This is a genomic window from Nonomuraea sp. CA-141351, assembly GCF_050944675.1.
In the GTDB taxonomy this organism is placed as follows: Bacteria; Actinomycetota; Actinomycetes; order Streptosporangiales; family Streptosporangiaceae; genus Nonomuraea.
In genome coordinates this window covers 9,001,702-9,023,183 of sequence record NZ_CP191982.1, presented here as the reverse complement: position 1 = coordinate 9,023,183, position 21,482 = coordinate 9,001,702, and the positions used below count along the sequence as shown (strand labels likewise).

The 21,482-nt window shown below is 69.7% G+C and carries 17 protein-coding genes; 7 read left to right on the top strand and 10 right to left on the bottom strand.

Annotated elements, in window-relative coordinates:
* Nucleotides 1-18: 18 nt before the first annotated feature.
* The 3 genes from ACQPWU_RS42460 to ACQPWU_RS42450 form a co-directional block, all read right to left on the bottom strand.
* Complete coding sequence (locus tag ACQPWU_RS42460) at nucleotides 19-804, bottom strand: WXG100 family type VII secretion target (protein ID WP_433431323.1); 786 nt, start codon at nucleotides 802-804, stop codon at nucleotides 19-21.
* Complete coding sequence (locus tag ACQPWU_RS42455; RefSeq protein WP_433431322.1) at nucleotides 804-1,058, bottom strand: hypothetical protein; 255 nt, start codon at nucleotides 1,056-1,058, stop codon at nucleotides 804-806. The genes ACQPWU_RS42460 and ACQPWU_RS42455 overlap by 1 nt, the downstream gene beginning before the upstream one ends.
* Before the next feature lie 162 nt (nucleotides 1,059-1,220).
* Nucleotides 1,221-1,382 (bottom strand): hypothetical protein, encoded by a 162-nt coding sequence (locus ACQPWU_RS42450; protein WP_433431321.1) that lies wholly within the window; start codon nucleotides 1,380-1,382, stop codon nucleotides 1,221-1,223.
* A gap of 48 nt (nucleotides 1,383-1,430) precedes the next feature.
* Between ACQPWU_RS42450 and ACQPWU_RS42445 the strand changes: the two genes are divergently transcribed.
* Both ACQPWU_RS42445 and hrpA read left to right on the top strand, forming a co-directional pair.
* Nucleotides 1,431-1,679, top strand: a complete 249-nt coding sequence (locus ACQPWU_RS42445; protein WP_433431320.1) for a hypothetical protein — start codon at nucleotides 1,431-1,433, stop codon at nucleotides 1,677-1,679.
* 377 nt (nucleotides 1,680-2,056) lie between these two features.
* The gene (gene hrpA, locus ACQPWU_RS42440; RefSeq protein ID WP_433431319.1) at nucleotides 2,057-5,929 is read left to right on the top strand and encodes an ATP-dependent RNA helicase HrpA; all 3,873 of its coding nucleotides are present in this window, start codon (nucleotides 2,057-2,059) and stop codon (nucleotides 5,927-5,929) included.
* 2 nt (nucleotides 5,930-5,931) lie between these two features.
* On the opposite strand, the gene ACQPWU_RS42435 is transcribed toward hrpA, so the two are convergent.
* Nucleotides 5,932-7,935, bottom strand: coding sequence for a catalase (locus ACQPWU_RS42435; RefSeq protein ID WP_433431318.1), 2,004 nt, complete (start codon nucleotides 7,933-7,935; stop codon nucleotides 5,932-5,934).
* Nucleotides 7,936-8,003: 68 nt separating this feature from the next.
* Here ACQPWU_RS42435 and ACQPWU_RS42430 point away from each other — a divergent pair, with 68 nt between their 5' ends.
* Nucleotides 8,004-8,657, top strand: a complete 654-nt coding sequence (locus tag ACQPWU_RS42430) for an HAD family hydrolase (RefSeq protein ID WP_433431317.1) — start codon at nucleotides 8,004-8,006, stop codon at nucleotides 8,655-8,657.
* A 35-nt stretch (nucleotides 8,658-8,692) separates the two neighbouring features.
* On the opposite strand, the gene ACQPWU_RS42425 is transcribed toward ACQPWU_RS42430, so the two are convergent.
* From ACQPWU_RS42425 to ACQPWU_RS42410, 4 genes are all read right to left on the bottom strand, one after another.
* Nucleotides 8,693-9,019, bottom strand: coding sequence for a DUF5709 domain-containing protein (locus ACQPWU_RS42425; protein WP_433431316.1), 327 nt, complete (start codon nucleotides 9,017-9,019; stop codon nucleotides 8,693-8,695).
* A 36-nt stretch (nucleotides 9,020-9,055) separates the two neighbouring features.
* On the bottom strand, nucleotides 9,056-9,616 hold the full coding sequence (locus tag ACQPWU_RS42420; protein WP_433431315.1) for a hemerythrin domain-containing protein: 561 nt from the start codon (nucleotides 9,614-9,616) through the stop codon (nucleotides 9,056-9,058).
* A gap of 78 nt (nucleotides 9,617-9,694) precedes the next feature.
* Nucleotides 9,695-10,948, bottom strand: coding sequence for an MFS transporter (locus tag ACQPWU_RS42415; RefSeq protein WP_433431314.1), 1,254 nt, complete (start codon nucleotides 10,946-10,948; stop codon nucleotides 9,695-9,697).
* Nucleotides 10,949-11,052: 104 nt separating this feature from the next.
* Nucleotides 11,053-12,786 carry an ABC transporter ATP-binding protein gene (locus tag ACQPWU_RS42410; protein ID WP_433431313.1) on the bottom strand — a complete coding sequence of 578 codons (1,734 nt, stop codon included), beginning with the start codon at nucleotides 12,784-12,786 and terminating at the stop codon, nucleotides 11,053-11,055.
* A 71-nt stretch (nucleotides 12,787-12,857) separates the two neighbouring features.
* Between ACQPWU_RS42410 and ACQPWU_RS42405 the strand changes: the two genes are divergently transcribed.
* Nucleotides 12,858-13,277, top strand: a complete 420-nt coding sequence (locus ACQPWU_RS42405) for a MarR family winged helix-turn-helix transcriptional regulator (RefSeq protein WP_433431312.1) — start codon at nucleotides 12,858-12,860, stop codon at nucleotides 13,275-13,277.
* 197 nt (nucleotides 13,278-13,474) lie between these two features.
* Here the strand turns inward: ACQPWU_RS42405 and ACQPWU_RS42400 are convergent, their stop codons facing one another.
* Nucleotides 13,475-14,539, bottom strand: a complete 1,065-nt coding sequence (locus ACQPWU_RS42400) for an amidohydrolase family protein (protein WP_433431311.1) — start codon at nucleotides 14,537-14,539, stop codon at nucleotides 13,475-13,477.
* Nucleotides 14,540-14,966: 427 nt separating this feature from the next.
* On the opposite strand from ACQPWU_RS42400, the gene ACQPWU_RS42395 reads away from it, so the two are divergent.
* Both ACQPWU_RS42395 and ACQPWU_RS42390 read left to right on the top strand, forming a co-directional pair.
* The gene (locus tag ACQPWU_RS42395) at nucleotides 14,967-17,066 is read left to right on the top strand and encodes a M6 family metalloprotease domain-containing protein (RefSeq protein WP_433431310.1); all 2,100 of its coding nucleotides are present in this window, start codon (nucleotides 14,967-14,969) and stop codon (nucleotides 17,064-17,066) included.
* 70 nt (nucleotides 17,067-17,136) lie between these two features.
* Nucleotides 17,137-19,662, top strand: a complete 2,526-nt coding sequence (locus tag ACQPWU_RS42390) for an ATP-binding protein (RefSeq protein ID WP_433431309.1) — start codon at nucleotides 17,137-17,139, stop codon at nucleotides 19,660-19,662.
* Between the two features lie 3 nt (nucleotides 19,663-19,665).
* On the opposite strand, the gene ACQPWU_RS42385 is transcribed toward ACQPWU_RS42390, so the two are convergent.
* Nucleotides 19,666-20,538 carry a hypothetical protein gene (locus ACQPWU_RS42385; RefSeq protein ID WP_433431308.1) on the bottom strand — a complete coding sequence of 291 codons (873 nt, stop codon included), beginning with the start codon at nucleotides 20,536-20,538 and terminating at the stop codon, nucleotides 19,666-19,668.
* A 73-nt stretch (nucleotides 20,539-20,611) separates the two neighbouring features.
* Between ACQPWU_RS42385 and ACQPWU_RS42380 the strand changes: the two genes are divergently transcribed.
* A complete protein-coding gene (locus ACQPWU_RS42380) occupies nucleotides 20,612-21,394 on the top strand; it encodes a tyrosine-protein phosphatase (RefSeq protein ID WP_433431307.1) in 783 nt (260 codons plus the stop codon).
* Nucleotides 21,395-21,482 lie beyond the last annotated feature (88 nt).

Genomic DNA, 21,482 nt, shown 5'->3' with positions numbered 1-21,482 from the left:
GCTCAGTCCTGGACCGGCTCAGTCCTGGACCGGCTCAGCAGGCGGCTCAGCAGGTGGCTTGGCGGGGGCGACCCACTTGAAGCCCTTCGCCGCGTCAGGCAGCTTGTCTCCGCGGTCCGGGAGCTGGAAGGTCGGGTACGCCGATCTGTCGATCTTGACGGTGGAGAAGTCCACGCCCTGCAGGCTCCCTTTGGCCCAGCCGCCGTCGGTGATGTGGATGTCGGCCATCTTGTCCAGCTGATGCTCGCGCGCGACCAGGTAGGCGATGATGGCCATCTGCCCAGTGAAGTGCGTGATGAGCGCGCCCACCATCACGACCACGATCTTGTCCGCGGCGTTCGCCAACCACCTCAGGGACATCCGGGCCTGCACGGCGCTGGCGGGCACCATCGACATCGGGACGAGGTACGCGGTCAGGGGGATGAGCATCGCGCCGAGGGCCGCCATCGACCCTTTGAAGAGCCGGAAGGCGATGGACATGCTCTCGAGCATGTCTCCCATCTTGTCGAGCGAGTCCCGTAGGGCCTCGGTGCCGGTGTGCATGTCGCCCGTCACCCGGGAGAACTCCCGCTGGTCGTCGGCGATCCAGCGCTGCCTCGTCTCGTTGGGGATGCCGTCCAGCACCTCGACAGGGCGGTCGAGGTCCCGGGCCATCTGCTTCCAGATCTTGGCGACCTCCGAGACCTTGTCGTAGTCCATGCCGAGGCTCATCAGGAGCGAGATCGACACCATGGGAACGGCCCCGTACAACTGCAGTTCCCTGAGTGCCGTGAGGGTCGGCGCGGGCACGGGCAGGGCGGCCATTACCGGTACTCCACGATGCTGGCCTGCTCGGCCGCGCGCCAATTACCGGCGCAGGTGGTCAGGCCTTCGGAGATGCCCAGGGACGCGATGGTGCCGTCACGCAGGGCGTCCTCGCAGCCCCTCTGCGCCTTGCCGTAAATCCCGACGACCCTCTCGGCGAGCAGCACGCCCAGCGCGTCGCCGAGGTCGGTGTCCCAGATGCGGTCAGCGCTCCTCCGGAAATCGACCCAGATGTCCCTGTAGTGCTCGCTCATCTTGTCGATGGTGCGAGAGGTGATGAATCTTGTGTCCTGTGGGCCGGACATGTCGCTCCTTCAGCAATATTGCGTCGAAGGTCATCTTTGTGGGTGAGGAGGCGTTGATCATCTGGGTTCACCGGATGTTCGATGGGGTGACGCTGTTCGCTACCAACCGGTTCAGGCAATCTTGATCGACTTGCAGGCCATGCCGACGAACAGGGAAGGCCATGGCATGTCCGGCTTCGATCCGGTCACTGTCACGCCCGAGGAGCTCGAGAAGATCAGCCGGCGCGCGGACCAGGCCATGGCGAAGCTGGCCGAGGCGATGAACGGGCTCAAAGAGGTCACGGGGAGGGGACGGCCGCCGGCGGGAAGATCCAGGCCGCGGTGGAGTCCGACGGCCTCGTGCGCGAGATCCGCCTCGATCCGCGCGTGCTGCGCACGATGGGCGGCGACGAGCTGGCCGAGGCGATCGTGGCGGCGGTGCGCGCGGCCCAGATCTCGGCCCGTACGCAACTGGAGGAGCGGCTGGCCGAGGCCAACGGCGGGGAGCGGCCCACGTTCGACCCCGGCGAGGTCGAACGTGGCTTGGACGCCGTCCAGTCCGCGTTCCTCTCCTCCTTCTCGCCCCGCTGACCGGCCCCGCCGCCTCGCGGGCTGTGCGCCGTGTGTGTCGCATCCCACCGCTCCTGCGCGGCGGCGTCGCACCGGCCTCGTGTCGCGGGCTGGGGGCCGAGCGTGTTGCGCCGTACACCGTGTCGCCGACGCGTCGTGCGTGCGGCGGCCCACGCTGACGCGTCCGCCCTCGGGCGCCTGCTGGTGGGGCGGCCCGCCCGGCCGTCGTCAGCGTGTCCGGGGCGGCACCGTGCGGCGCGGAGGCGCCCGGCGTGTCGTCCGGATCCAGCCCTCAGCCGGTGAGTGGCGGGGGATATTGGGATGCGCGCCACCGCCATGGTCGGGCAGCATGGGCGGTTGGCTCCGGGGAAGCCGGGCTCAAATATCCTGAAAGCAGTATGGGAACGCCTTCCTTGTCCTCTCCACTGGCCGAGCTCCAATCCCGCCTGCCCGAGCTCATGCCGCGCGACCAGCGGCGGCTGCGGCGCAGGCTCGACGGCATGCGCCGGGTGCGCTCGCGCGACGCCCGCGACAAGATCGTCGCGGAGATCCTCGCCGACGTCGAGCGCGCCGAGCAGCGGCTGGTACGGCGGCGCGAAGCCGTGCCGGTGGTGACATATCCAGAAAATCTGCCGGTCTCCCAGCGCAGGGACGACATCCTTGAGGCCATCCGTGACCACCAGGTCGTGATCATCGCGGGCGAGACGGGCTCCGGCAAGACCACCCAGATCCCCAAGATCTGCATGGAGCTGGGCCGCGGCGTCCGAGGGCTCATCGGCCACACGCAGCCCCGCCGCATCGCCGCCCGCACGGTCGCCGAGCGCATAGCCGAGGAGCTCGGCACGGGCCTCGGCGAGGTGGTCGGCTACAAGGTCCGCTTCACCGACCAGGCCAGTGACCGCACGCTGGTCAAGCTGATGACCGACGGCATCCTGCTGGCCGAGCTGCAGAACGACCGCATGCTCGACCAGTACGACACGCTGATCATCGACGAGGCCCACGAGCGCAGCCTCAACATCGACTTCATCCTCGGCTACCTCAAACAGCTCCTGCCCAAGCGGCCCGACCTCAAGGTCATCATCACCAGCGCCACGATCGACCCGGAGCGGTTCTCGCGCCACTTCGACGACGCGCCGATCATCGAGGTCTCCGGGCGCACGTACCCGGTCGAGGTGCGCTACCGGCCGCTCGACGAGGACGACGACCAGACCCAGGGCATCGTGAACGCCTGCAAGGAGCTGATAGGCGAGGGCCCCGGCGACATCCTCGTCTTCCTGTCGGGCGAGCGGGAGATCCGCGACGCCGCCGACGCGCTCGGCAAGGCCGAGTTCCGCAACACCGAGATCCTCCCGCTCTACGCCCGCCTGAGCGCCGCCGAGCAGCACCGCGTCTTCCAGGGCCACACCGGCCGCCGCGTCGTGCTGGCCACCAATGTGGCGGAGACGTCGCTCACGGTCCCCGGCATCAAATACGTCGTGGACCCCGGCTACGCGCGCATCTCCCGCTACAGCCACCGCACCAAGGTGCAGCGCCTGCCGATCGAGCCCATCTCGCAGGCCAGCGCCAACCAGCGCAAGGGCCGCTCGGGCCGCACCTCCGACGGCATCTGCATCCGGCTGTACGAGGAGGAGGACTTCCTCAACCGGCCGGAGTTCACCGACCCCGAGATCCTGCGCACCAACCTGGCCTCCGTCATCCTGCAGATGACCTCGATCGGGCTGGGCGACATCGAGGCGTTCCCGTTCGTGGAGCCGCCGGACCGGCGCCAGGTGAAGGACGGCGTCAACCTGCTGCACGAGCTGGGCGCGTTCGACGCCCACGGCAAGCTCACGGGCGTCGGCCGCAAGCTGGCCAACCTGCCCGTCGACCCGCGCCTGGGCCGCATGGTTCTGGAGGCCGAGAAGAACGGCTGCCTGCGCGAGGTCATGGTGATCACCGCCGCCCTGTCCATCCAGGACCCGCGCGAGCGCCCGTCCGACAAGCAGCAGCAGGCCGACGAGAAGCACCGGCGCTTCGCCGACCCCGAGTCCGACTTCATGGCCTACCTCAACCTGTGGAACTACCTGCGCGACAAGCAGCAGGAGCTGTCGTCCAGCGCGTTCAGGAGGCTGTGCAAGGCGGAGTTCCTCAATTACCTGCGGGTCCGGGAGTGGCAGGACATCTACAGCCAGCTCCGCCAGTCGCTCGGCGCCCAGCCCAACAGCCAGCCCGCGCAGCCGTACCACGTGCATGTGTCCCTGCTGGTCGGGCTGCTGTCGCACATCGGCGTCAAGGACGTCATGGACAAGCAGCGCGGGCAGGACGGCCGCAGGCCGATCCAGGAGTACCTCGGCGCCCGCAACGCCCGCTTCGCCGTCTTCCCCGGCTCCGCCCTGGCCAAGAAGCAGCCGCAGTGGGTCATGTCGGCCGAGCTGGTCGAGACCTCCCGGCTCTGGGCGCGGATCAACGCCAAGATCGAGCCCGACTGGGTCGAGCCCCTGGCCCAGCACCTGGTCAAACGCACCTACTCCGAGCCGCACTGGGAGAAGAACCAGGGAGCGGTGATCGCCCTGGAGAAGGTCACCCTGTACGGGGTGCCGCTCGTGGTGGGCCGCAAGGTCAACTACGGCCGCATCGACCCCGACCTGTCGCGTGAGCTGTTCATCAGGCACGCCTTGGTCGAGGGCGACTGGGACACCCACCACCGCTTCCTCAAGGACAACCGCAGACTGCTCGAAGAGGTCGAGGAGCTGGAGAACCGGGCACGCCGCCGCGACATCATGGTGGACGACGAGGCGTTGTTCGACTTCTACGACCAGCGGGTGCCCGCGGACGTGGTCTCGGCCCGCCACTTCGACTCCTGGTGGAAGAAGGTCAGGCAAGAGACGCCCGACCTGCTCACGTTCTCGCCGGAGATGCTGGTCAACGAGGGCGCCGACATCAGCGCCCGCGACTACCCCGACACGTGGAAGCAGCTCGGCCAGCGGATGAAGCTGACCTACCAGTTCGAGCCGGGCGCGGACGCCGACGGCGTGACCGTCCACGTGCCGCTCCAGGTGCTCAACCAGGTCAATTCCGACGGCTTCGACTGGCAGATCCCCGGCCTGCGCGAGGAGCTGATCACCGCGCTGATCCGCTCCCTGCCGAAGGCCCTGCGCCGCAACTTCGTCCCCGCGCCCAACTACGCCAAGCAGGTGCTGGAGGGCGTCAAGCAGGGCGGCGAGCCGCTGCTGGAGGCCGTCGAGCGGGAGCTGCTGCGGCTCACCGGCATACGCGTGCCGCGCGACGCCTGGCAGCTCGACCAGGTGCCCGACCACCTGCGCATCACGTACCGGGTGATCGACGAGCGCAAGCGCACGGTGGCCGAGGACAAGGACCTCGACACGCTGAAACGCCGCCTCGCCCCGCGCCTGCGGCAGACGCTCTCGCAGGCCGGTGACGACCTGGAGCAGACGGGCCTGCACACGTGGACCTTCGGGACGCTGCCGAAGGTGTTCGAGCAGGGCCGGATGAAGGGCTATCCGGCTCTCGTGGACGCGGGCGACTCCGTCTCGATCAAGATCTTCGAGACGGCGGCCGAGCAGCGCCGCTCCCACTGGCCCGGCGTGCGCCGCCTGCTCCTCCTGAACGTCACCAACCCGGCCAAGTCCCTGCTCGGCGGCCTGTCCAACCAGGCCAAGCTGGCGCTGTCACGCAGCCCGCACGGCGGCGCGGTGGCGTTGTTCGACGATGTGGTGAACGCTTCGGTGGACAAGCTGATGCTCGACGCCGGGGGCCCGGCGTGGGATCCGGTGGCCTTCGACCGCCTCTACCAGCACGTACGGGCCAACCTCCACGACACGGCGGCCGACGTGCTGTCGAGGGTGGAGCAGATCCTGAGCGTCTGGCACGAGGCCGGCGCCCGGCTCGACGCCCTGCGGGCCGGCGCGGCCACGGACGACATCCGCGAGCAGCTCGGCAAGCTCGTCTACCCGGGCTTCGTCACGGCCACGGGCTACCAGCGCCTTTCCGACATCCTGCGATACATCCGGGCGGTCGACCGCCGCCTCGCCAAGCTCCCGGAGGAGCCCTGGCGGGACCAGGAGTGGATGGACCGGGTGCACAAGGTCGAGGACGACTACCACGACCTGCTGGAGAAGCTCCCCCGGGCGCGGCGAGGCGATCCGGACGTGCTGGAGATCCGGTGGATGATCGAGGAGCTGAGGGTGAGCTTCTTCGCCCAGACGCTGGGGACTCCCACACCGGTCTCGGAGAAGCGCATCGCCAAGGCGATGGAGAAGCTCACCCCCTGAGCTCACGCGGGGACGGCGCTCACGTCGCGTTCGTAGAAGCGGTGGCCGGCCACCGCCGTCGCGAACTTCTCCGCGATGCCGTCCCCCATCACCACCCCCACGTCGTTGGGCAACCGTGCCGCCTCCAGGAGCTCGCGCCCGGACCCCACCACGCCGATGGCCTTGCCGTGCCTGAACGCCTCCTTGACGAAGAACTGGGCCCGCCCCGACGGCGCCAGCGCGGCACCGTCCGCGGCCACCACCGCGTCGTAGAGGACCGAGTTCGCCGCGCTGAGCTGCTTGTCCACCGGGATGCCGCCCACGGTGCCCTCCGCCGGGGCCACCACCTCGCAGATGGCGCCCTTGCCCTCCAGGGACTCGCGCAGGGCCGTCACCTCGCCGGCGTCCGTCCCGTCCGCCATGAGGATGGCGATCTTGCGGGTGGCGACGCTCTGCGGCTGTCCGGTCATGCTGAGCGCGGGCGAGGCGTTCGAATGGACCTCGGCCATCGCGGGCTCGGGCAGGCCCAGCCCTTTGGCCACCTGCGCGGCCAGGTCGGGGTGGATGTGACCCAGGTGCCGGACCACGCCCTCCTTGATGTGCGGGCGCTCCACGTGCCCCAGCTCGAACAGGTACGCGGCCACGATGTGCTGCTTCTCCCAGTCCGCCATGCTGTTCCAGAACAGGGTGGCCTGGCTGTAGTGGTCGTCGAAGCTGGGGCTGCGCTTGCGGATCTTCACGCCGTCCACCCGCTCCTGGTAGTGCCGGTAACCGTCCTCCGCCGCGGGGTGGCCCCCGCTGATGGAGTTCGGCGCGTAGCTCGTGCGCGACTCGTGGATCATGTGCTGGTGGAAGCCGTCGCGCTGGTCGTTGCGCACCTCGTTGACCGGCCGGTTGACCGGGATCTGCGGGAAGTTCGGGCCGCCCAGGCGCAGCAGCTGGGTGTCGAGGTACGAGAAGTTCCTGGCCTGCAGCAGCGGGTCGTTGGAGAAGTCGATGCCGGGCACGAGGTTGGCGGTGTGGAAGGCCACCTGCTCGGTCTCGGCGAAGAAGTTCTGCGGGTTGCGGTTGAGCGTCATCTTGCCGATGGGCCGCAGCGGCACCTGCTCCTCAGGGATGATCTTCGTGGGATCGAGCAGGTCGAAGTCGAAGTCGTGCTCCCGCGACTCCGGCACGAGCTGCACGCACAGCTCGTACTCCGGATAGGCGCCACGCTCGATCGCCTCCCACAGGTCCCGGCGGTTGAAGTCGGGGTCGTTGCCCTGGATGCGGAGCACCTCGTCCCACACCAGCGAGTACGTCCCCAGCGCCGGCCGCCAGTGCCACTTGACGAACGTGCCCTGCCCCAAGGCGTTCACCAGCCGGAACGTGTGCACGCCGAACCCCTGCATCATCCGGAAGCTGCGCGGGATGGCCCGGTCGGACATCAGCCACATGATCATGTGCAGCGACTCGGGCTGGAGCTGCACGAAGTCCCAGAAGGTGTCGTGTGCCGACTGCGCCTGCGGGATCTCGTTGTGGGGCTCGGGCTTGACCGCGTGCACGAAGTCGGGGAACTTGATGCCGTCCTGGATGAAGAAGACCGGGAAGTTGTTGGCGACCAGGTCGAAGTTCCCCTCCGTGGTGTAGAACTTCGTGGCGAATCCGCGCACGTCGCGCACGGTGTCGGCCGAGCCGCGCGAGCCCGCCACGGTCGAGAAGCGCACGAACGTCGGCGTCGGCTTGGACGTGTCGTTCAGGAAGGCCGCCGAGGTGAGGTCGCCGAGCGGCTCGTAGAGCTGGAACACCCCGTACGCGCCCGCGCCCCTGGCGTGCACCACACGCTCGGGGATGCGTTCGTGGTCGAAGCGGGTGACCTTCTCGCGGAAGTGGAAGTCCTCCATGAGCGTCGGCCCGCGCTCGCCCGCCCGCAGCGAGTCGTCCGTGTGGTCGACCCGGACGCCTTGGTCCGTGGTCATGTTGAGATCGTCGGCTGGGACTCGATCGGCGTCGAGCTGGCGGTCCTTCGCGTCGCGCTCTGATGGCATGAAAATCCCCCTTGTAGGCTTTTGCTCTATGCCGGTGCCCAGGTGGGCGGTTTGAAACGGGGGGATTGATGATCAAGGCTGTGGTGTTCGACGTCGGGGAGACGCTGATCAGCGAGGCGCGGATCTGGGCGCGCTGGGCCGACCGGCTGGGCGTGAGCGAGTTCGTGCTGATGGGCGCGCTCGGCGGGATGGCCGCGCTGGATCGCCCTCACAGCGACGCCTTCGAGCTCGTACGGCCCGGCTTCGACCTCCTCGCGGAGGAGGCCGCATGGGAACGCGACGACCCCCAGGGCCTGCGCAACCGCTTCGACGCCGACGATCTCTATCCCGACGTGCGTGACGCGCTGGCCGCCATCCGTGAGGCCGGATACCAGGTGATCATCGCGGGAAATCAGCCGAGACGGGCTTTCGACGCGCTGGTGGCCATGGATCTGCCCGCCGACTCCGTGCACACCTCCGAGGGGTGGGGCGTGTCCAAGCCGGACCCCGGTTTCTTCGCCAAGGTCGCGGCGGTCGCGGGGCGGGAGCCCGCCGAGATCCTCTACGTCGGCGACCGGCTGGACAACGACGTGCTCCCCGCCGCCGAGGCGGGCATGCGCACAGCGCTGCTGCGCCGCGGGCCATGGGGCTACCTGCACGCCGAGCGCCCGCGGGCGGCGGCCGCCGACGCGGTCGTCGACGACCTGCACGCGCTGCTGTCCGTGCTGGAACGCCTCGCGTGACGCGCCGGCGAGCCTGACGCCCGCGCCGGGGCGTCTCACGGAAGGTTCTCGTCGGGATCGATGCGGACGGCACGCTCCTCCGCCGACAGATCGTTGCCGTCGTCGTCGCCCCAGTCCAAGCCGAGCTCTTCGTCCTCGGTGTCCGGCTCCAGCCCTTCGTCCGGCTGGGTCAGCCGGTGCTTGGGCCGGGGCTCGTGGAGCCGGTCCCTGGCCTCCCGGCGCAGGCGTTCGTCGAGCGTGTCTCTGTGCTGGGGGTCGTCCTCGACGACTTCGTGGTAAAAGCCGAGGTCGTCGTTCCACTCCTCGACCTCGATCTCCTGCTCGTCGCTGAGGCCGAACCGGTCCGGAGGTTTTTCGGTCATACGCGCCCTCTACCCAGCGAGCAGCCCGAAACCCTTCTATTTGGCCTGCCTTAGCGCCTGGGCCAACTCTTTCTTGTCCATGTGGGACCTGCCGGGAATGTCGGCCTCCTTGGCCTTCTCGTACAGCTCGGACCTGGTGGCCCCCTCGCGTGATCCGGGCGGGGCCGCCTGCTTGGGGACGCTGAGCGCCTTCAGCTCCTCCGCCCTGCGTTCCTTGAACGCCTTGCCGAGCTCCTTCAGCTTTTTCTCGCCGACCGACTTCGCCAGGGCGGGGAGGATCTTGCTCTCTTCTTCCTCGACGTGGTGCGTGACGGACTTGATCAGTTCGTCCAGCGTCTTGCGGAACTCCGGCGTGCCGGGCTTGGCCCGTACGAGCGCGTCGAGCAGGATCTCGGCCTCTTTGTGCTCCTCGACGCTGTGGTGGGCGTCGATGCCCGGATAGACCCGGTCCTCCTCGGCCCGCGCGTGCGCGATCAGGAGGGCGTGCAGCTCGGCCACGGTGGCCGCCTGGTCGCCCTGCCCCTTCTTGAGCCGCTCGAAGAGCTTCTCCACGGTCCGGTGGTCACTGGTGATCAAGGTGATGACGTCGGTTGCCATGGGGCGACTGCTACCCAGGTGACCGGTGTCCAATCGGGTCATTCCAGCTCGAGGACGCGGCGGATGGCGGTGAGTCCGTCAGGCGTTCTCCAGACGGGGGCGGAGCCGTACGGCCTGCATGAAGGTCCGGCCGGACAACCTGGCCAGCCCGACGGCCGCCAGGAGCGCGGCCGCCACGCAGGACACGCCGCCGATCTCCAGCGCGACCCGCGGCCCGAGCGTGTCGCTGAGCCAGCCGAGCAGCGGCCCGCCGAGCGCGCCCGATCCCGCGCTGACGATGGACAGCGCCGCGATGACCCGGCCGCGCATGGCCTCGGGGCTGTCGAGCTGCGCACGCGCCGAGACGGTGGTGTCGAGAGCCACCGCGCCGGCCGCGATCGGCAGCAGGACGGCCCCGAACGTCCACAGCTCCGGCATCAGCCCGCTCACCGCCTGCGCCACTCCGGTCCCGAACGCCGTCACCAGCAGCAGCCGGATCGTCAGCTGTGGCCTGGCGGCGGCCAGGAAGCCGCCGAGCACGGTGCCGACGGCGAAGGCCGTGGACAGCAGGCCGTACCCGCCGGCGCCCGCCTCCAAGGGGCCGGCGCTCATGGCGGCCATGGTGACCTGGTAGTTGCGTCCCACGCTGCCCGACACGAACCAGAGCGCCAGCACGACCAGCAGCCACGGGGTACGCAGCACGTACCCCAGACCCTCGCGCACCGAGCCCCGCTGCCGCTCGGCGGGCGCGAGCCGGTGGAACTCCTCCCGCCGCATGGCCAGCACCGCCGCGACCACCACGAAGAAGCTGGCGGCGTTGATCACGAACAGCCCCTCGTTCCCGGTGAACGGCAGCAGCACGCCCGCCAGGCTCATGCCCAGGATGCGGCCTGCGGAGCTGAGGATGGAGCCGAGCGCCATCGCGTTCGGCAGGTCGCCGGGCGGCACCACCTCGGCGCCGAACCGCCCGAGCGCGGGCCCGCCCAGCGCGGTGATCACGCCCCCGGCCAGCGCCACGCCGTATATCGGCAGTACGGACTGCACGCCCGTGAACGCGATCACTGCCAGCACGGCCGCCAGCGCGGACTGGGCGAGCTGGGCGGCGATCACGACGGGCCGGCTGGGCAGCCGGTCGGCCAGCGCGCCGCCCCACATGCCGAGCAGCAGCGTCGGCAGCGCCTGCATGACGAGGCTCAGCCCGACGCTGGTCGCCGAGCCCGTCAGCGTCAGGATGAGCCAGTTGACACCCAGCACCTGCATCCAGGTGCCGGTCACGGAGACGAGGTCAGCTCCCGCCCAGAGCCGGTAATTGTGGTGCCGCAGAGCTCTGAACGTGGAGGAGGAGAGAGACAAAACCGGTCCTAGCCTTGAAGATTCACCGGGGGGTCAAACACGGTGATCTCGGAGGCGGATTCCGGTCTGACCGGAATGTGAGGCAAGACACGTCTGATTGAGGTTTAAACAAGCTCGAGCGGTTCGTCCCGGCTCACCAGCGCCGCGTAGTGGCCGCCACGCGCCATCAGCTCGTCGTGTGTGCCGCGCTCGACGATCTTCCCGCCGTCCAGCACGACGATCTGGTCCGCGTCGCGGACCGTGGACAGGCGGTGCGCGATCATGATGGTCGTACGGCCCTGCGCCAGCGCGTCGAGCGCCTCCTGCACGGCCCGCTCGGTCTGGGTGTCCAGCGCGCTGGTGGCCTCGTCGAGGACCAGCACCGGAGGGTTGCGCAGCAGCGTGCGCGCGATGGCCAGGCGCTGCTTCTCGCCGCCCGAGAACCGGTAGCCGCGCTCGCCCACCAGGGTGTCGTAGCCGTCGGGCAGCGAGGCGATGTGGTCGTGGATGCGCGCGGCCCGCGCCGCCGCCTCCAGCTCCTCGTCCGTGGCCGACGGCTTGGCGAAGCGCAGGTTGTCCGCGATCGAGGCGTGGAACAGGTACGTCTCCTGTGACACCACGCCGACCGCCTCGCTCAGCGTCTCGAACGTCAGCTCCCGCACGTCCACCCCGTCGATGGTGACCCGGCCGCCGATGACGTCGTAGAGCCTGGGCAGCAGGTAGCTGAGCGTGGTCTTGCCCGAGCCGGTCTCGCCCACGACGGCCAGGCTGGTGCCCGCGGGGACGGTGATGTCCACGCCGGTGAGCGTGGGGGTCTCGTCGTACGAGAAGTCGACGCCCTCGAAGCGGACCTCGCCGCGGACGTCGCGCAGCTCCCGCGTGCCCGGGTGGATGTCGACCGGCAGGTCCAGATACTCGAAGATCCGCGCGAACAGCGCCAGCGAGCTCTGAACGTCGACGCCCAGCCGCAGCAGCGAGACCATCGGCCGGAACAGGCTGGTCTGCAACGTCGTGAACGCCACCAGCGTGCCGACCGAGATCGTGCCGGTGTAGCCGACGGCCCAGTAGATCAGCGCGGGCATCGCGGCCATGACGAGCTGGATCGACGACTGCCGCCAGCGCCCCGCCATGCTGACCCGCACGCCGACGTCGGCCAGCTCGCTGGACGCCCGCCCGAAGCCCTCCGTCAGCTCGCCGGAGCGGCCCATGGTACGGCCCAGCAGGATGCCGCTGATCGACAGCGACTCCTGGACCATGGACGCGATGCCGGCCAGCTTGCGCTGCTGTTCGGCGGTGATGCGCTTGCGCTCCTGGCCGACGTTGCGGCTGATCCACACGAACACCGGCATCAGCAGCAGCGAGATCACCGTCAGCCGCCAGTCGAGGGCGACCATGGCTACGACGGTGGCGATCACGGTGGTGAGGTTGGAGACGAGGGAGGCGGCGGTCGAGGTGACGACCGACTGCATGCCGCCGATGTCGTTGGCGATGCGCGACTGCACCTCGCCGGTCCTGGTGCGGGTGAAGAACGCCAGCGACATGCGCTGCAGGTGACTGTAGACGGCCAGGCGCAGGTCGTGCATCACCCGCTGGCCCACCGTGGTGGAGACCAGCGTCTGCAGCACGTCGAACACGTTGGTGGTGACCGCCACCGCGATCATGCCCAGGGCCAGCAGCGTGAGCAGGGTGGCGTCCCTGGCCGGGATCGCCGTGTCCAGCACCTCGCGCAGCAGGAACGGCGAGGCCAGCGCCACCAGCGACGACAGAAGGATGAGGACGCCCACCAGGGCCAGGCGGCCCCGGTAGGGGCGGAACAGTTTGATGATGCGCCCGAGCGGCGCGCGTGGTTCCTCTGCCAAGTGGTGCCTCCTTTTCAGATGTCCACTCAAACAGAGGTTAACTCATATTTGTTCCGGCTAAACTTACGGGCATGGCAGATAAGGAGCTCGCCGAGCTCTTGCACCTGGTGGGCCGGCGGTTGCGGCATGGGTACGTGCATCGGCTGGGGCCGCTCGGGCTCAACCCCGGGCAGGCGCGTGCCCTCCGTGTGCTCGCCGACGCCTCGCAGCCGCTGCGCATGGTGCAACTGGCCGACGAGCTGCGGATCGTGCCCCGCTCGCTCACCCCGGTGGTGGACGCCCTGGAGTCGGCGGGGCTCGTGCGGCGGGAGGTCGATCCCGCCAACCGCCGCTCCACGCTGGTGCTGATCACCCCGGAGGGCCGCCGCCTCGCCGACCGCGCCCGCCACGCCCGCCGCGAGGCGGGACAGGAGCTCTTCGCCGTCTTGACGGAGGAGCAGCGCGACCAGCTCCGGGACTTGCTGGGCCTGGTGGAGGAGCAATTCCGCTAGGGCACCGCACACGCCGTACGGGGCATGGCGGGCTCTGGACGCGCGCCGGCTACGAGACTCCCGCTCGGCGTCTCTCCGCGCGCTCAGGTCCCTGGGAGCGCCGGGCCGGCGGGGGTTGGTCTGGTGGGGGCGGGGAGGGGCGCAGCGCGCTCGGCGCTCAGCCGGGCGACGCAAGGGTCGGTGGGGCGGTTGGGGGTTCAGGCCGCGGGTGGGGTGGTCACCGTGCCGCCGATGACCGTGCCGAGCCAGGGCGGCTGGGCCAGGAGCGCCGCGTACGGGTAGCGGCCGCGGGCGTCGAAGACGGCGAAGTCGGCCCGCGTGCCGGGAGCCAGCGATCCGATCCGCCCCTTGCCCCGATCCATCCCCAGCGCACGAGCCCCGCCCAGCGTCGCCGCCTCAACCAGCCTGCCGTCCAGCCCTCGGGTACGCAGCCCGCGCTCACGAGCGTCCCGCCTGATGGCCCGGGCCACACCGAGCAGATCGGCAGGCGCCGGCCCGCCGGCACCGTCCGCGCCGGCAGGAACGGCGGGGCCGTTCGGGGCCGGGCCGGTCGCCAGCGCGACCGGGTTGCCCTCGTCGAGGAGCATCAGTACGTCAGGGGCAGACGACGGGCGGACAGCCACCACGGTCTTGCGCAGCCGCAGCAGCTTGCGTTCCCCAGGGTCCAGGGGCCGGGCACACGCCACGTGGCACAGCCGTCCCAGCACCCCCGCCTCGTCCAGGGCCGCGGGTGAGTGCCGGTCCAGATCCACCAGCAGTCGCAGCCCGAACGTCCTGGCCAGCACCGCCACGTCCTCCAGCACCTGCGGATCCCGCGTGTGCGCCGCGATCCCCACCGTGCAGGGCTGGTCGACCTCGCGAATCGCCGTGATCACCGCGTCCCGCCCGTACGCCTCCCACTCCTCCTCGTTCTCGCTGGTCACCTTGACGTACGAGATGCCGGGAACCTCAGGCGGATCGGCCAGGTCGGACACCACGCCGGCCCGTGCGGTCACCCCGGCGCCGGCAGTGGGGGCGGCGGCGCAGGCGTCCACCAGCCCGGCCACGATCATCCCGGTCCAGCGCACCTCGGAGGCGCCGGGAAGGGACGAGAGCACCGAAGCTCGCGGGCCCACCTTGACCACGCGGTCGCCCCTGACCGCGACCGCGCCGTCACGGATGGGCTCGGTGCAGATGGGCAGCACGAGTGGGGCGGAATGGACCACGACGGGTGCGGGCGCGCGCCTGCCCAGAGCCGGACCGGCACGCTTCGCAGACGGCATCGGATCTCCCGTCGGATCTTCTCTCAGGGCATTAAACGTGAGCCAGGACAAGTACGCAATAGGGACAAATCATGCGATTCCATCCGTAAGTATCATTCGGAGGATTGCAGGGCGCCCGAGTCCCGGCACCCGCGCGGTCGCCTCAGCCGCAAGGACCGGGCCACCTGTACGGGTCACCCGGCGCGACCTGCGGAAGCGCGTGCACCTAGAGCGGACGCCGACTCCCCGCGCCGCAGGCCTTCAAGGTCGCCGCCAGCTCTCCAGTAGCAGGCCGGTCGAGAGGGGCGGCGAGCTCGTCCGGACCGCCCAGCCACGCCAACCCCTTTACGGGGACATTTCATCAAATGTCGGGATAAGACGCTACACGTCACGTATTTGCATGCAACTGATCGTTGATCTCTGTCAATAACGTCTATACCGTCAATCCGTGATTGCCCCGAAGAAGCTGCTGAAGGGATTGCTGGCGGCCATCGTGCTGATCCCGGTGAGCCTGATAGCGACCCCTGCTTCCGCAGCACCCCCCACAGACCCCGAGTTCCCCTGGCGGCAGAACCACTGGCCGCAAACGCAGCCCTGGCAGCTCGACGCACCCGCCGACGCCCAGACCCTGCGCACCGGCCCGGCCGGCGGCATCAAGCCCATCGACCCACAGAACTGGGAGAACCCCGACAACATGACGTGGGCGGACTACAAACAGCCGCCCGGTACCAAGTGGAACGACCCCGCCGTCAAGGGGTCGAAGCGTACCTTCAAGGGCGCGCTCGTGCTGCTCGACTACCCGAACCAGCCGTTCGTGGTGACGCAGCCCAAGGGCTCGACGATCTACGCGAACCCGAGCGCCGAGGCCCACGACATCCCGCGCGACCAGGTGGCCAAGTTCTACCAGGACTTCCTCAACACCCCTAACGCCCTCAACAAGGGTCACACCATCCACGAGTACTGGATGGAGGACTCGGGCGGCAGGTACGGGGTGGAGCTGACCGGGTTCGGGCCCTACACGCTGTCGGGCAAGGACCACGAGTACGCGATGGAGTTCCAGGCGGGCACCGGCTGCCCATCGGGTGACACCTGCAACAAGAACCTGCGTACCGAGGGCAACGCCGCCTGGATCGGCGCCGTCGGCGAGGAGGTGGCCAAGCAGTTCGACTTCGTCTTCTACCTGAGCGCCGGCCAGGACGAGTCGTCCACCTGGCAGGAGTTCGGGATGATGAAGTTCCCGACCAAGGAGGACGTGCCGGACGAGTGGGGCCCGCCGGACCCGGCGCTGCCCAACTGGGTGGCCACCCGCTACGTCGACTGGACCTCGTGGCAGGCCGGCTCCACCTTCTGGCCGAACGCCCGCTTCGGCGTCGACTCGGTGCAGGCCGAGAGCTCCGGCATGGCCGTCTACGCGCACGAGCTGAGTCACATCATGGGCGTCGCCGACAACTACAACAACCCGTACGCCGTGCCGCCCAAACGGGCCTACACCGGCATCTGGGAGATGCTCAGCCGCGGCAGCTTCAACGGCCCGGGCGGCCCGCACTCCCGCTGGCTGATACCGCCCACGTCCGGCGCGTCCATGGGCGCCCAGCACATGCTCCGCAACAAGATCAAGCTGGAGATGGTGGACGAGCAGAACGTCCTACGCCTGTCACGCGCGGCGCTCGACGAGTCCGGCCTGGTCACCGCCAGGGTCCTGGCCCGCGTGGACCAGCCGGGCAAGGACGAGCTGGCCGGCGTCAACATCTCCTTCGACACCGATGGCGACAAGAGCTCGTGCGACAAGGCCGACCCGCTCTGCGACGGCGGCGGCTACGACAACTACACGGTCGAGGTCGTGGACCGCATGGGCACCGACTCGTTCACCCCTGACGCCGGTGTCCTGCTGGCCAAGACCAAGAACCAGGACCGGGCCCCGTTCGAGTGGGTGATCGACGCGAACCCGCAGGACATCAACATGACCGACTACGTGATGCCCAACGGGACCAAGGTGCCGATCACGATCGGTGACTACCGCCAGCTCTCCGACGCCCTCTTCCACGCCGGCACCGACTCCGGCAGCGAGTACGAGTACATCGACCAGGCCAACCGCCTGCACTTCTACATCACCGACGTCAAGCGCGACCGCGACGGCCACCTCTCCTACACGGTCGCCATCCGCTCGCTCGACGGCGCGGGCCCGCAGAAGCGTGGCGTCAAGCTGCTTCCCGCGGCCGGCCTGCCGACCGGCAAGAGCATCTCCACCTGCAAGTTCCCGCTGTTCAACACCGGCAAGACGGCCCCGGCGCAGGGCCAGCACCCGGAGGACGTCAGCGCCTACCTGAACTCCGACGTCTACCGCCTCAAGGCCGAGGTCCAGGGCAAGGGCTGGACCGCCCAGCTCCCGAACGCGCTGGCCTCCGTCGCGTTCGGCAAGCAGGCCCCGGTCACCGTGAACGCCGTGCGCGAGTCCGGCGGCGACCGGCTGGCCAGGGTGAAGCTCACCGCCACCTCGGAGAGCGACCCCACCAAGACGGCGACGGCCACCTGTCATGTGATCGGCTAGTGAATGAACGATGGGGTACGGCTGGCGCAAGCCGTACCCCATCGGTTTGAATCACCCCAGGGGGTGTTCGTTGACAGGCGAGTTGCCGGACAAGCCGCGACCGCGACGTAGAAGGGTCTCCTGGGCCGCACCGGTCTCCGCGGGACTGGCGGCGGCCGCGGCGAGCGTGCTGACGGCGTCCATTGAGTGGGAGATCCCGCCGGTGGCCAAGATCGCTGTGACCGGTGCGGCCGCCGCCCTCGTGGGACTGACCACCTGGGCCACCACCGAGCCGCGCGGGCCCAAACGCCGGGCGCTTCCGGAGTCCGCCTCGCTCGCGCCCGACCAGTGGCCGCCGGTCCCCGAGCACTTCACCGGGCGCGCGGAATCGCTTGCCGAGTTACGCGAGGTCTTCGCGGGCCGCAGGGAGTCCTCCGACCTCTCGCCGCCCCTCGTGGTCTCGGTGTACGGCCGGGGCGGCGTCGGCAAGTCCGCGCTGATGACCAGGTTCGGGCAGGAGATGTCCGGCTGGTTCCCCGACGGCAGGCTCTATGCCGACCTGCGCGGCGGGGTCGACGCCCCGGTCCGCCCCGACGAGGTGCTGATCGGGTTCCTGCGCGCGCTGGACGTGCGCCTGACCACCGACCCCGGCGGCCTCGACGAGTTACGCAAGCTCTGGCTGACCTGGACCAAGGGCCGCAGGATCCTCATCGGCCTGGACAACGCCCACGACGCCGCCCAGGTCAAACCGCTGATCCCGGCCGAGCCCGGCTGCGCGGTGCTGGTCACGTCCCGCGCGCCGCTGTTCCTGAACGGCACCCATGACACGCGGCTCGGCGTGTTCAGCGAGGCGCACGGCGTGGAGCTGCTGGCCCGGCTGGCGGGCGGCGCCCGGGTCGTCGAGGACCTGGAGGCCGCCAAGGAGGTCGTACAGATGTGCGACTACCTGCCGCTGGCGATCAACATCTGTGGCGGCCGCCTGGCCACCCGCGAGCAGTGGACCATGCGCGAGATGGCCAACCGCCTGGCCGACACGCGCCGCCGCCTCGACCAGCTCGAAGTGGCCCCGACGGTCGACAAGAGCGTGCGCGCCTCCGTACAGCTGAGCTACGACGACTGCACGGGGATGCAGCGCCGCCTGCTGCGCCTGCTCAGCGCGCTCACCGCGCCCGACGTGCCCGGCTGGGTGGCCGGCGAGCTGCTCGACATCTCCGGGCTCGACGGCGCCGACCAGCTCGAGGCCCTCATCGACGCCCAGCTCGCCGAGTGCTCGGGCACAGACCAGACCAGTACGATGCGTTACCGCCTGCACGACCTGGTCAGGGTGTTCGCCGCGGAGCTGGCCGAGCAGGACGAGGCCGAGCGGCGCAGGGCCGCCATCGAACGCGTGCTCCACGGCTACCGCCGCCGCGCCGAGGACGCCGCGCAGAACCGATGGCCGCAGGACTGGAGGAGGGGCGGCCGCCGCTCCACCAGCGACGGGCAGGTCCGCGCCGCCGACTGGCTCAACGCCGAGCGGCTGTCGTTGATCGCGATGATCCACTTGGCCCGCCAGCTCCAGCTGTGGGAGCTGACGTGGGGGCTGGCCCGGGCTTTCTGCTCGTTGTGCCACTCGCTGCGCGCGTACTGGGCCGACTGGGTGGCCATGGCGGAGATCGGCTGCGAAGCGGCCGAGCAGGCCGGCGACCGCCGCGCGCTGGCCATCGCGCTGCTCGACAGCGCCTCCGTGCACGGCGGCCTGGGCCTGCGGGAGCGGGCTCTGGAGGAGGCGGAGCGGGCCCTGGAGACGTTCACCGAACTGGGGGAGTCGTGGTGGGCGGCCAGGGCCATGCGCACGATCGGGATGACGCTGTTCAGCGACGGCCACCTGGACCGGGCACAGGACTACCTCATCGGGGCCATCACCGCGTTCAAGGGCGAGGACGACCTGTGGTGGATGGCCCGCACCCAGCGCAACCTGGCCGAGATGCGCATGGCGGAACGCCGTCCCGACGAGGCCAGGGAGCTGCTGGAAGACGCCCTGGAGATCTTCAAGCGGGAGGGCAACCGCTACTCGGAGGCCCAGACGCTGCGCGTCTACGGCGAGGTGCTGGCCGCGCAGGCGCGCGGCGAGCACCAGGCGGGCGACCACCGGCTGGCCGCCAACCTGTTCACCAGGGCCGGGTTCAGCCTCGACCGGGCCGCCGAGATGTTCAAGCAGCGCGGGGAGCGGTGGGAGGAGGCACGCTGCCTGCGGGCCGCCGGCGAGGTGGGCGACCCGGACAACGGGCTGCGCGAGCTCGAGTACGTACGGCGGGCCGAGAGGATCCTGGTGGCGCTGGGCGACTCGTGGGGAGTGGCCAGGACCGCCGTGTCGGCCGGGCGGGCGCTGGCGAGGCTGGGACGGATCGAGGAGTCGGAACAGGAGCTGCGGCGGGCCGTGCAGGGCTTCGAGGAGCTCGAGGACCGGTGGTGGATGGCCAGGAGCCTGCGTTACCTCGGGGAGGCTCACCTGGACGCGGGAGGGCGCGGGGCCGCGGTGGAGCCGCTGGAGCAGGCCAGGGAGATCTACCGCAGCCTCGGCAACGAGGCCGGCATGCGCCGGACCCTGGAACTCCTCAGACGCGCCGCGCCCTGACCTTCAGGTGAGGGGAGACCTGATCAGCTCGCCCGCCGCCTGCCTCGCCTGGAGGATGCTCTCCTCGAACAGCTTGCGCACGTGCGCCGCCTGATCGGCCAGCTCCCTGATGCGCTGGTGTGCCAGCTCGTCCCGGACGGTCTCGGCGATCAGCTGCTGGTACTCGGGGGTCTTGGCCGCCAGCGCCTCGAGCCGCCGGTGGGCGTGGTAGACCTTGTCCGCCTTGATCACCTGCTTGGCGTACTTCTCCAGGTGGCGTACGCGCTGCGACAGCGACGTCCAGGCGGCGTCCAGCGCGCTGGAGTAGGGCTTGAACGCGTCCTCCAGGCCGGACGGCAGCTCGCGGGGGACGAGCTTGCCGTGCTCGGCGTGCATGGACGACAGCCGCCGCAGCCGCTGGGCGATCTGCCAGACCTCCTCGGGCAGCGACACCATGTTGTCGATGCTGTCGATCAGGCCGTCCCTGTGGACGCGGGAGCCCATGATCGCATCGACCGCGTTCTGTGCCCTGCGCAGCAGCATCTGGCAGGGGTGGTCCAGGTCCTCCGGCAGGATGTAGTGGTTGGCATGGACTCGGGCGAGTTCAAGCTTTCGCCTGGTCGCGCGATATGAGCTGTCCACCGCTATCCACCGGATCAGGACCATCACGCCGACTCCGATGCCCGCGACCAGCATGGCCGGCAGGTCGGCCACCAGGGCGAGCACCGCTATGAAGGCGGGCAGCACGAAGAGCATGGCGGGGTTTTTCGTGGTGTCCATGCGCGCACCCGATCGAGCCTTGCGGAGGACGTGCGGGCTCGACCGCAGCTCGGCCAAGATCTCCGGGGGCAGCGATGGATCGATCACCAGCCGTGGAGGCAGAGCTCGTGGATCCATACGTTCATGCTGCGTTATGAACCTCGAATTCGCTCATATTTGGCGGACATATAGGGTCGCAATGATGGACGAGATGACGAGGTGGATAGACCTGGAAGGCGCGGTCAACGCGCGTGACCTGGGCGGACTGCCCACTCGCGACGGTGGCCGCACCCGTCGCGGGCGGATCTTCCGCGCCGACAATCTGCAGGGCCTCACGCCTGCTGACGTGACCCACTTGGTGCACGAGCTGAACCTGCGACATGTCGTGGACCTCCGCTCGAACGCCGAGGTCTCGTTGGAGGGCCCCGGGCCGCTCACGCAGGTGCCCGAGGTGCGGCACCACCATCTGACGTTGTTCGCGGAGGGCGGCACGCACACCGACGTCGAGGCCGACACCATCGACGGCGACCGGGTGCTGCCCTGGGCCGAACGCGGTCTGGACGAGGAACTGCGGGTGACCGGCTTCTACTTCGGCTACCTGCGCGACCGTCCGGACGCCGTGGTCGCGGCGCTGCGCGCGATGTCGCTGGACGACGGGGCGGCGCTGGTGCACTGCGCGGCCGGCAAGGACCGCACCGGCGTGCTGTCGGCGCTGGCCCTGGAGGTAGCCGGGACGACCCGGGAGGCGATCGTCGAGGACTACGCGGCCACGGGGGAGCGGCTGGAGCTGATCCTCAAGCGGTTGCGGAGCAGCGAGACGTACCGGGGCGACCTGGACTCGCGGCCGGCCGACGACCACATGCCTCGCGCCCGGTACATCGAGCAGTTCCTCGGGGTGCTCGACGACCGGTTCGGCGGGCCGATGGGGTGGCTGACCCGGCACGGCTGGACGGACGCCGACACGACCGCGATGCGCGCCCGCCTGCGCGACTGACAGCGGCACGCGGTCGCCTGCGCGCTTGACCACCGTGCGCTTTCCGCGCGATCGGCCACCGCCGGGCGACCGCCGACGTGCGTCGCGC

Bases quoted from the DNA above. Each gene is read 5' to 3' on its own strand.
- ACQPWU_RS42460 (WP_433431323.1), bottom strand. From the start codon at position 804: ATGGCCGCCCTGCCCGTGCCCGCGCCGACCCTCACGGCACTCAGGGAA.
- ACQPWU_RS42455 (WP_433431322.1), bottom strand. From the start codon at position 1,058: ATGAGCGAGCACTACAGGGACATCTGGGTCGATTTCCGGAGGAGCGCT.
- hrpA (WP_433431319.1), top strand. From the start codon at position 2,057: ATGGGAACGCCTTCCTTGTCCTCTCCACTGGCCGAGCTCCAATCCCGC.
- ACQPWU_RS42435 (WP_433431318.1), bottom strand. From the start codon at position 7,935: ATGCCATCAGAGCGCGACGCGAAGGACCGCCAGCTCGACGCCGATCGA.
- ACQPWU_RS42430 (WP_433431317.1), top strand. From the start codon at position 8,004: ATGATCAAGGCTGTGGTGTTCGACGTCGGGGAGACGCTGATCAGCGAG.
- ACQPWU_RS42425 (WP_433431316.1), bottom strand. From the start codon at position 9,019: ATGACCGAAAAACCTCCGGACCGGTTCGGCCTCAGCGACGAGCAGGAG.
- ACQPWU_RS42420 (WP_433431315.1), bottom strand. From the start codon at position 9,616: ATGGCAACCGACGTCATCACCTTGATCACCAGTGACCACCGGACCGTG.
- ACQPWU_RS42405 (WP_433431312.1), top strand. From the start codon at position 12,858: ATGGCAGATAAGGAGCTCGCCGAGCTCTTGCACCTGGTGGGCCGGCGG.
- ACQPWU_RS42400 (WP_433431311.1), bottom strand. From the start codon at position 14,539: ATGCCGTCTGCGAAGCGTGCCGGTCCGGCTCTGGGCAGGCGCGCGCCC.
- ACQPWU_RS42385 (WP_433431308.1), bottom strand. From the start codon at position 20,538: ATGGATCCACGAGCTCTGCCTCCACGGCTGGTGATCGATCCATCGCTG.
- ACQPWU_RS42380 (WP_433431307.1), top strand. From the start codon at position 20,612: ATGACGAGGTGGATAGACCTGGAAGGCGCGGTCAACGCGCGTGACCTG.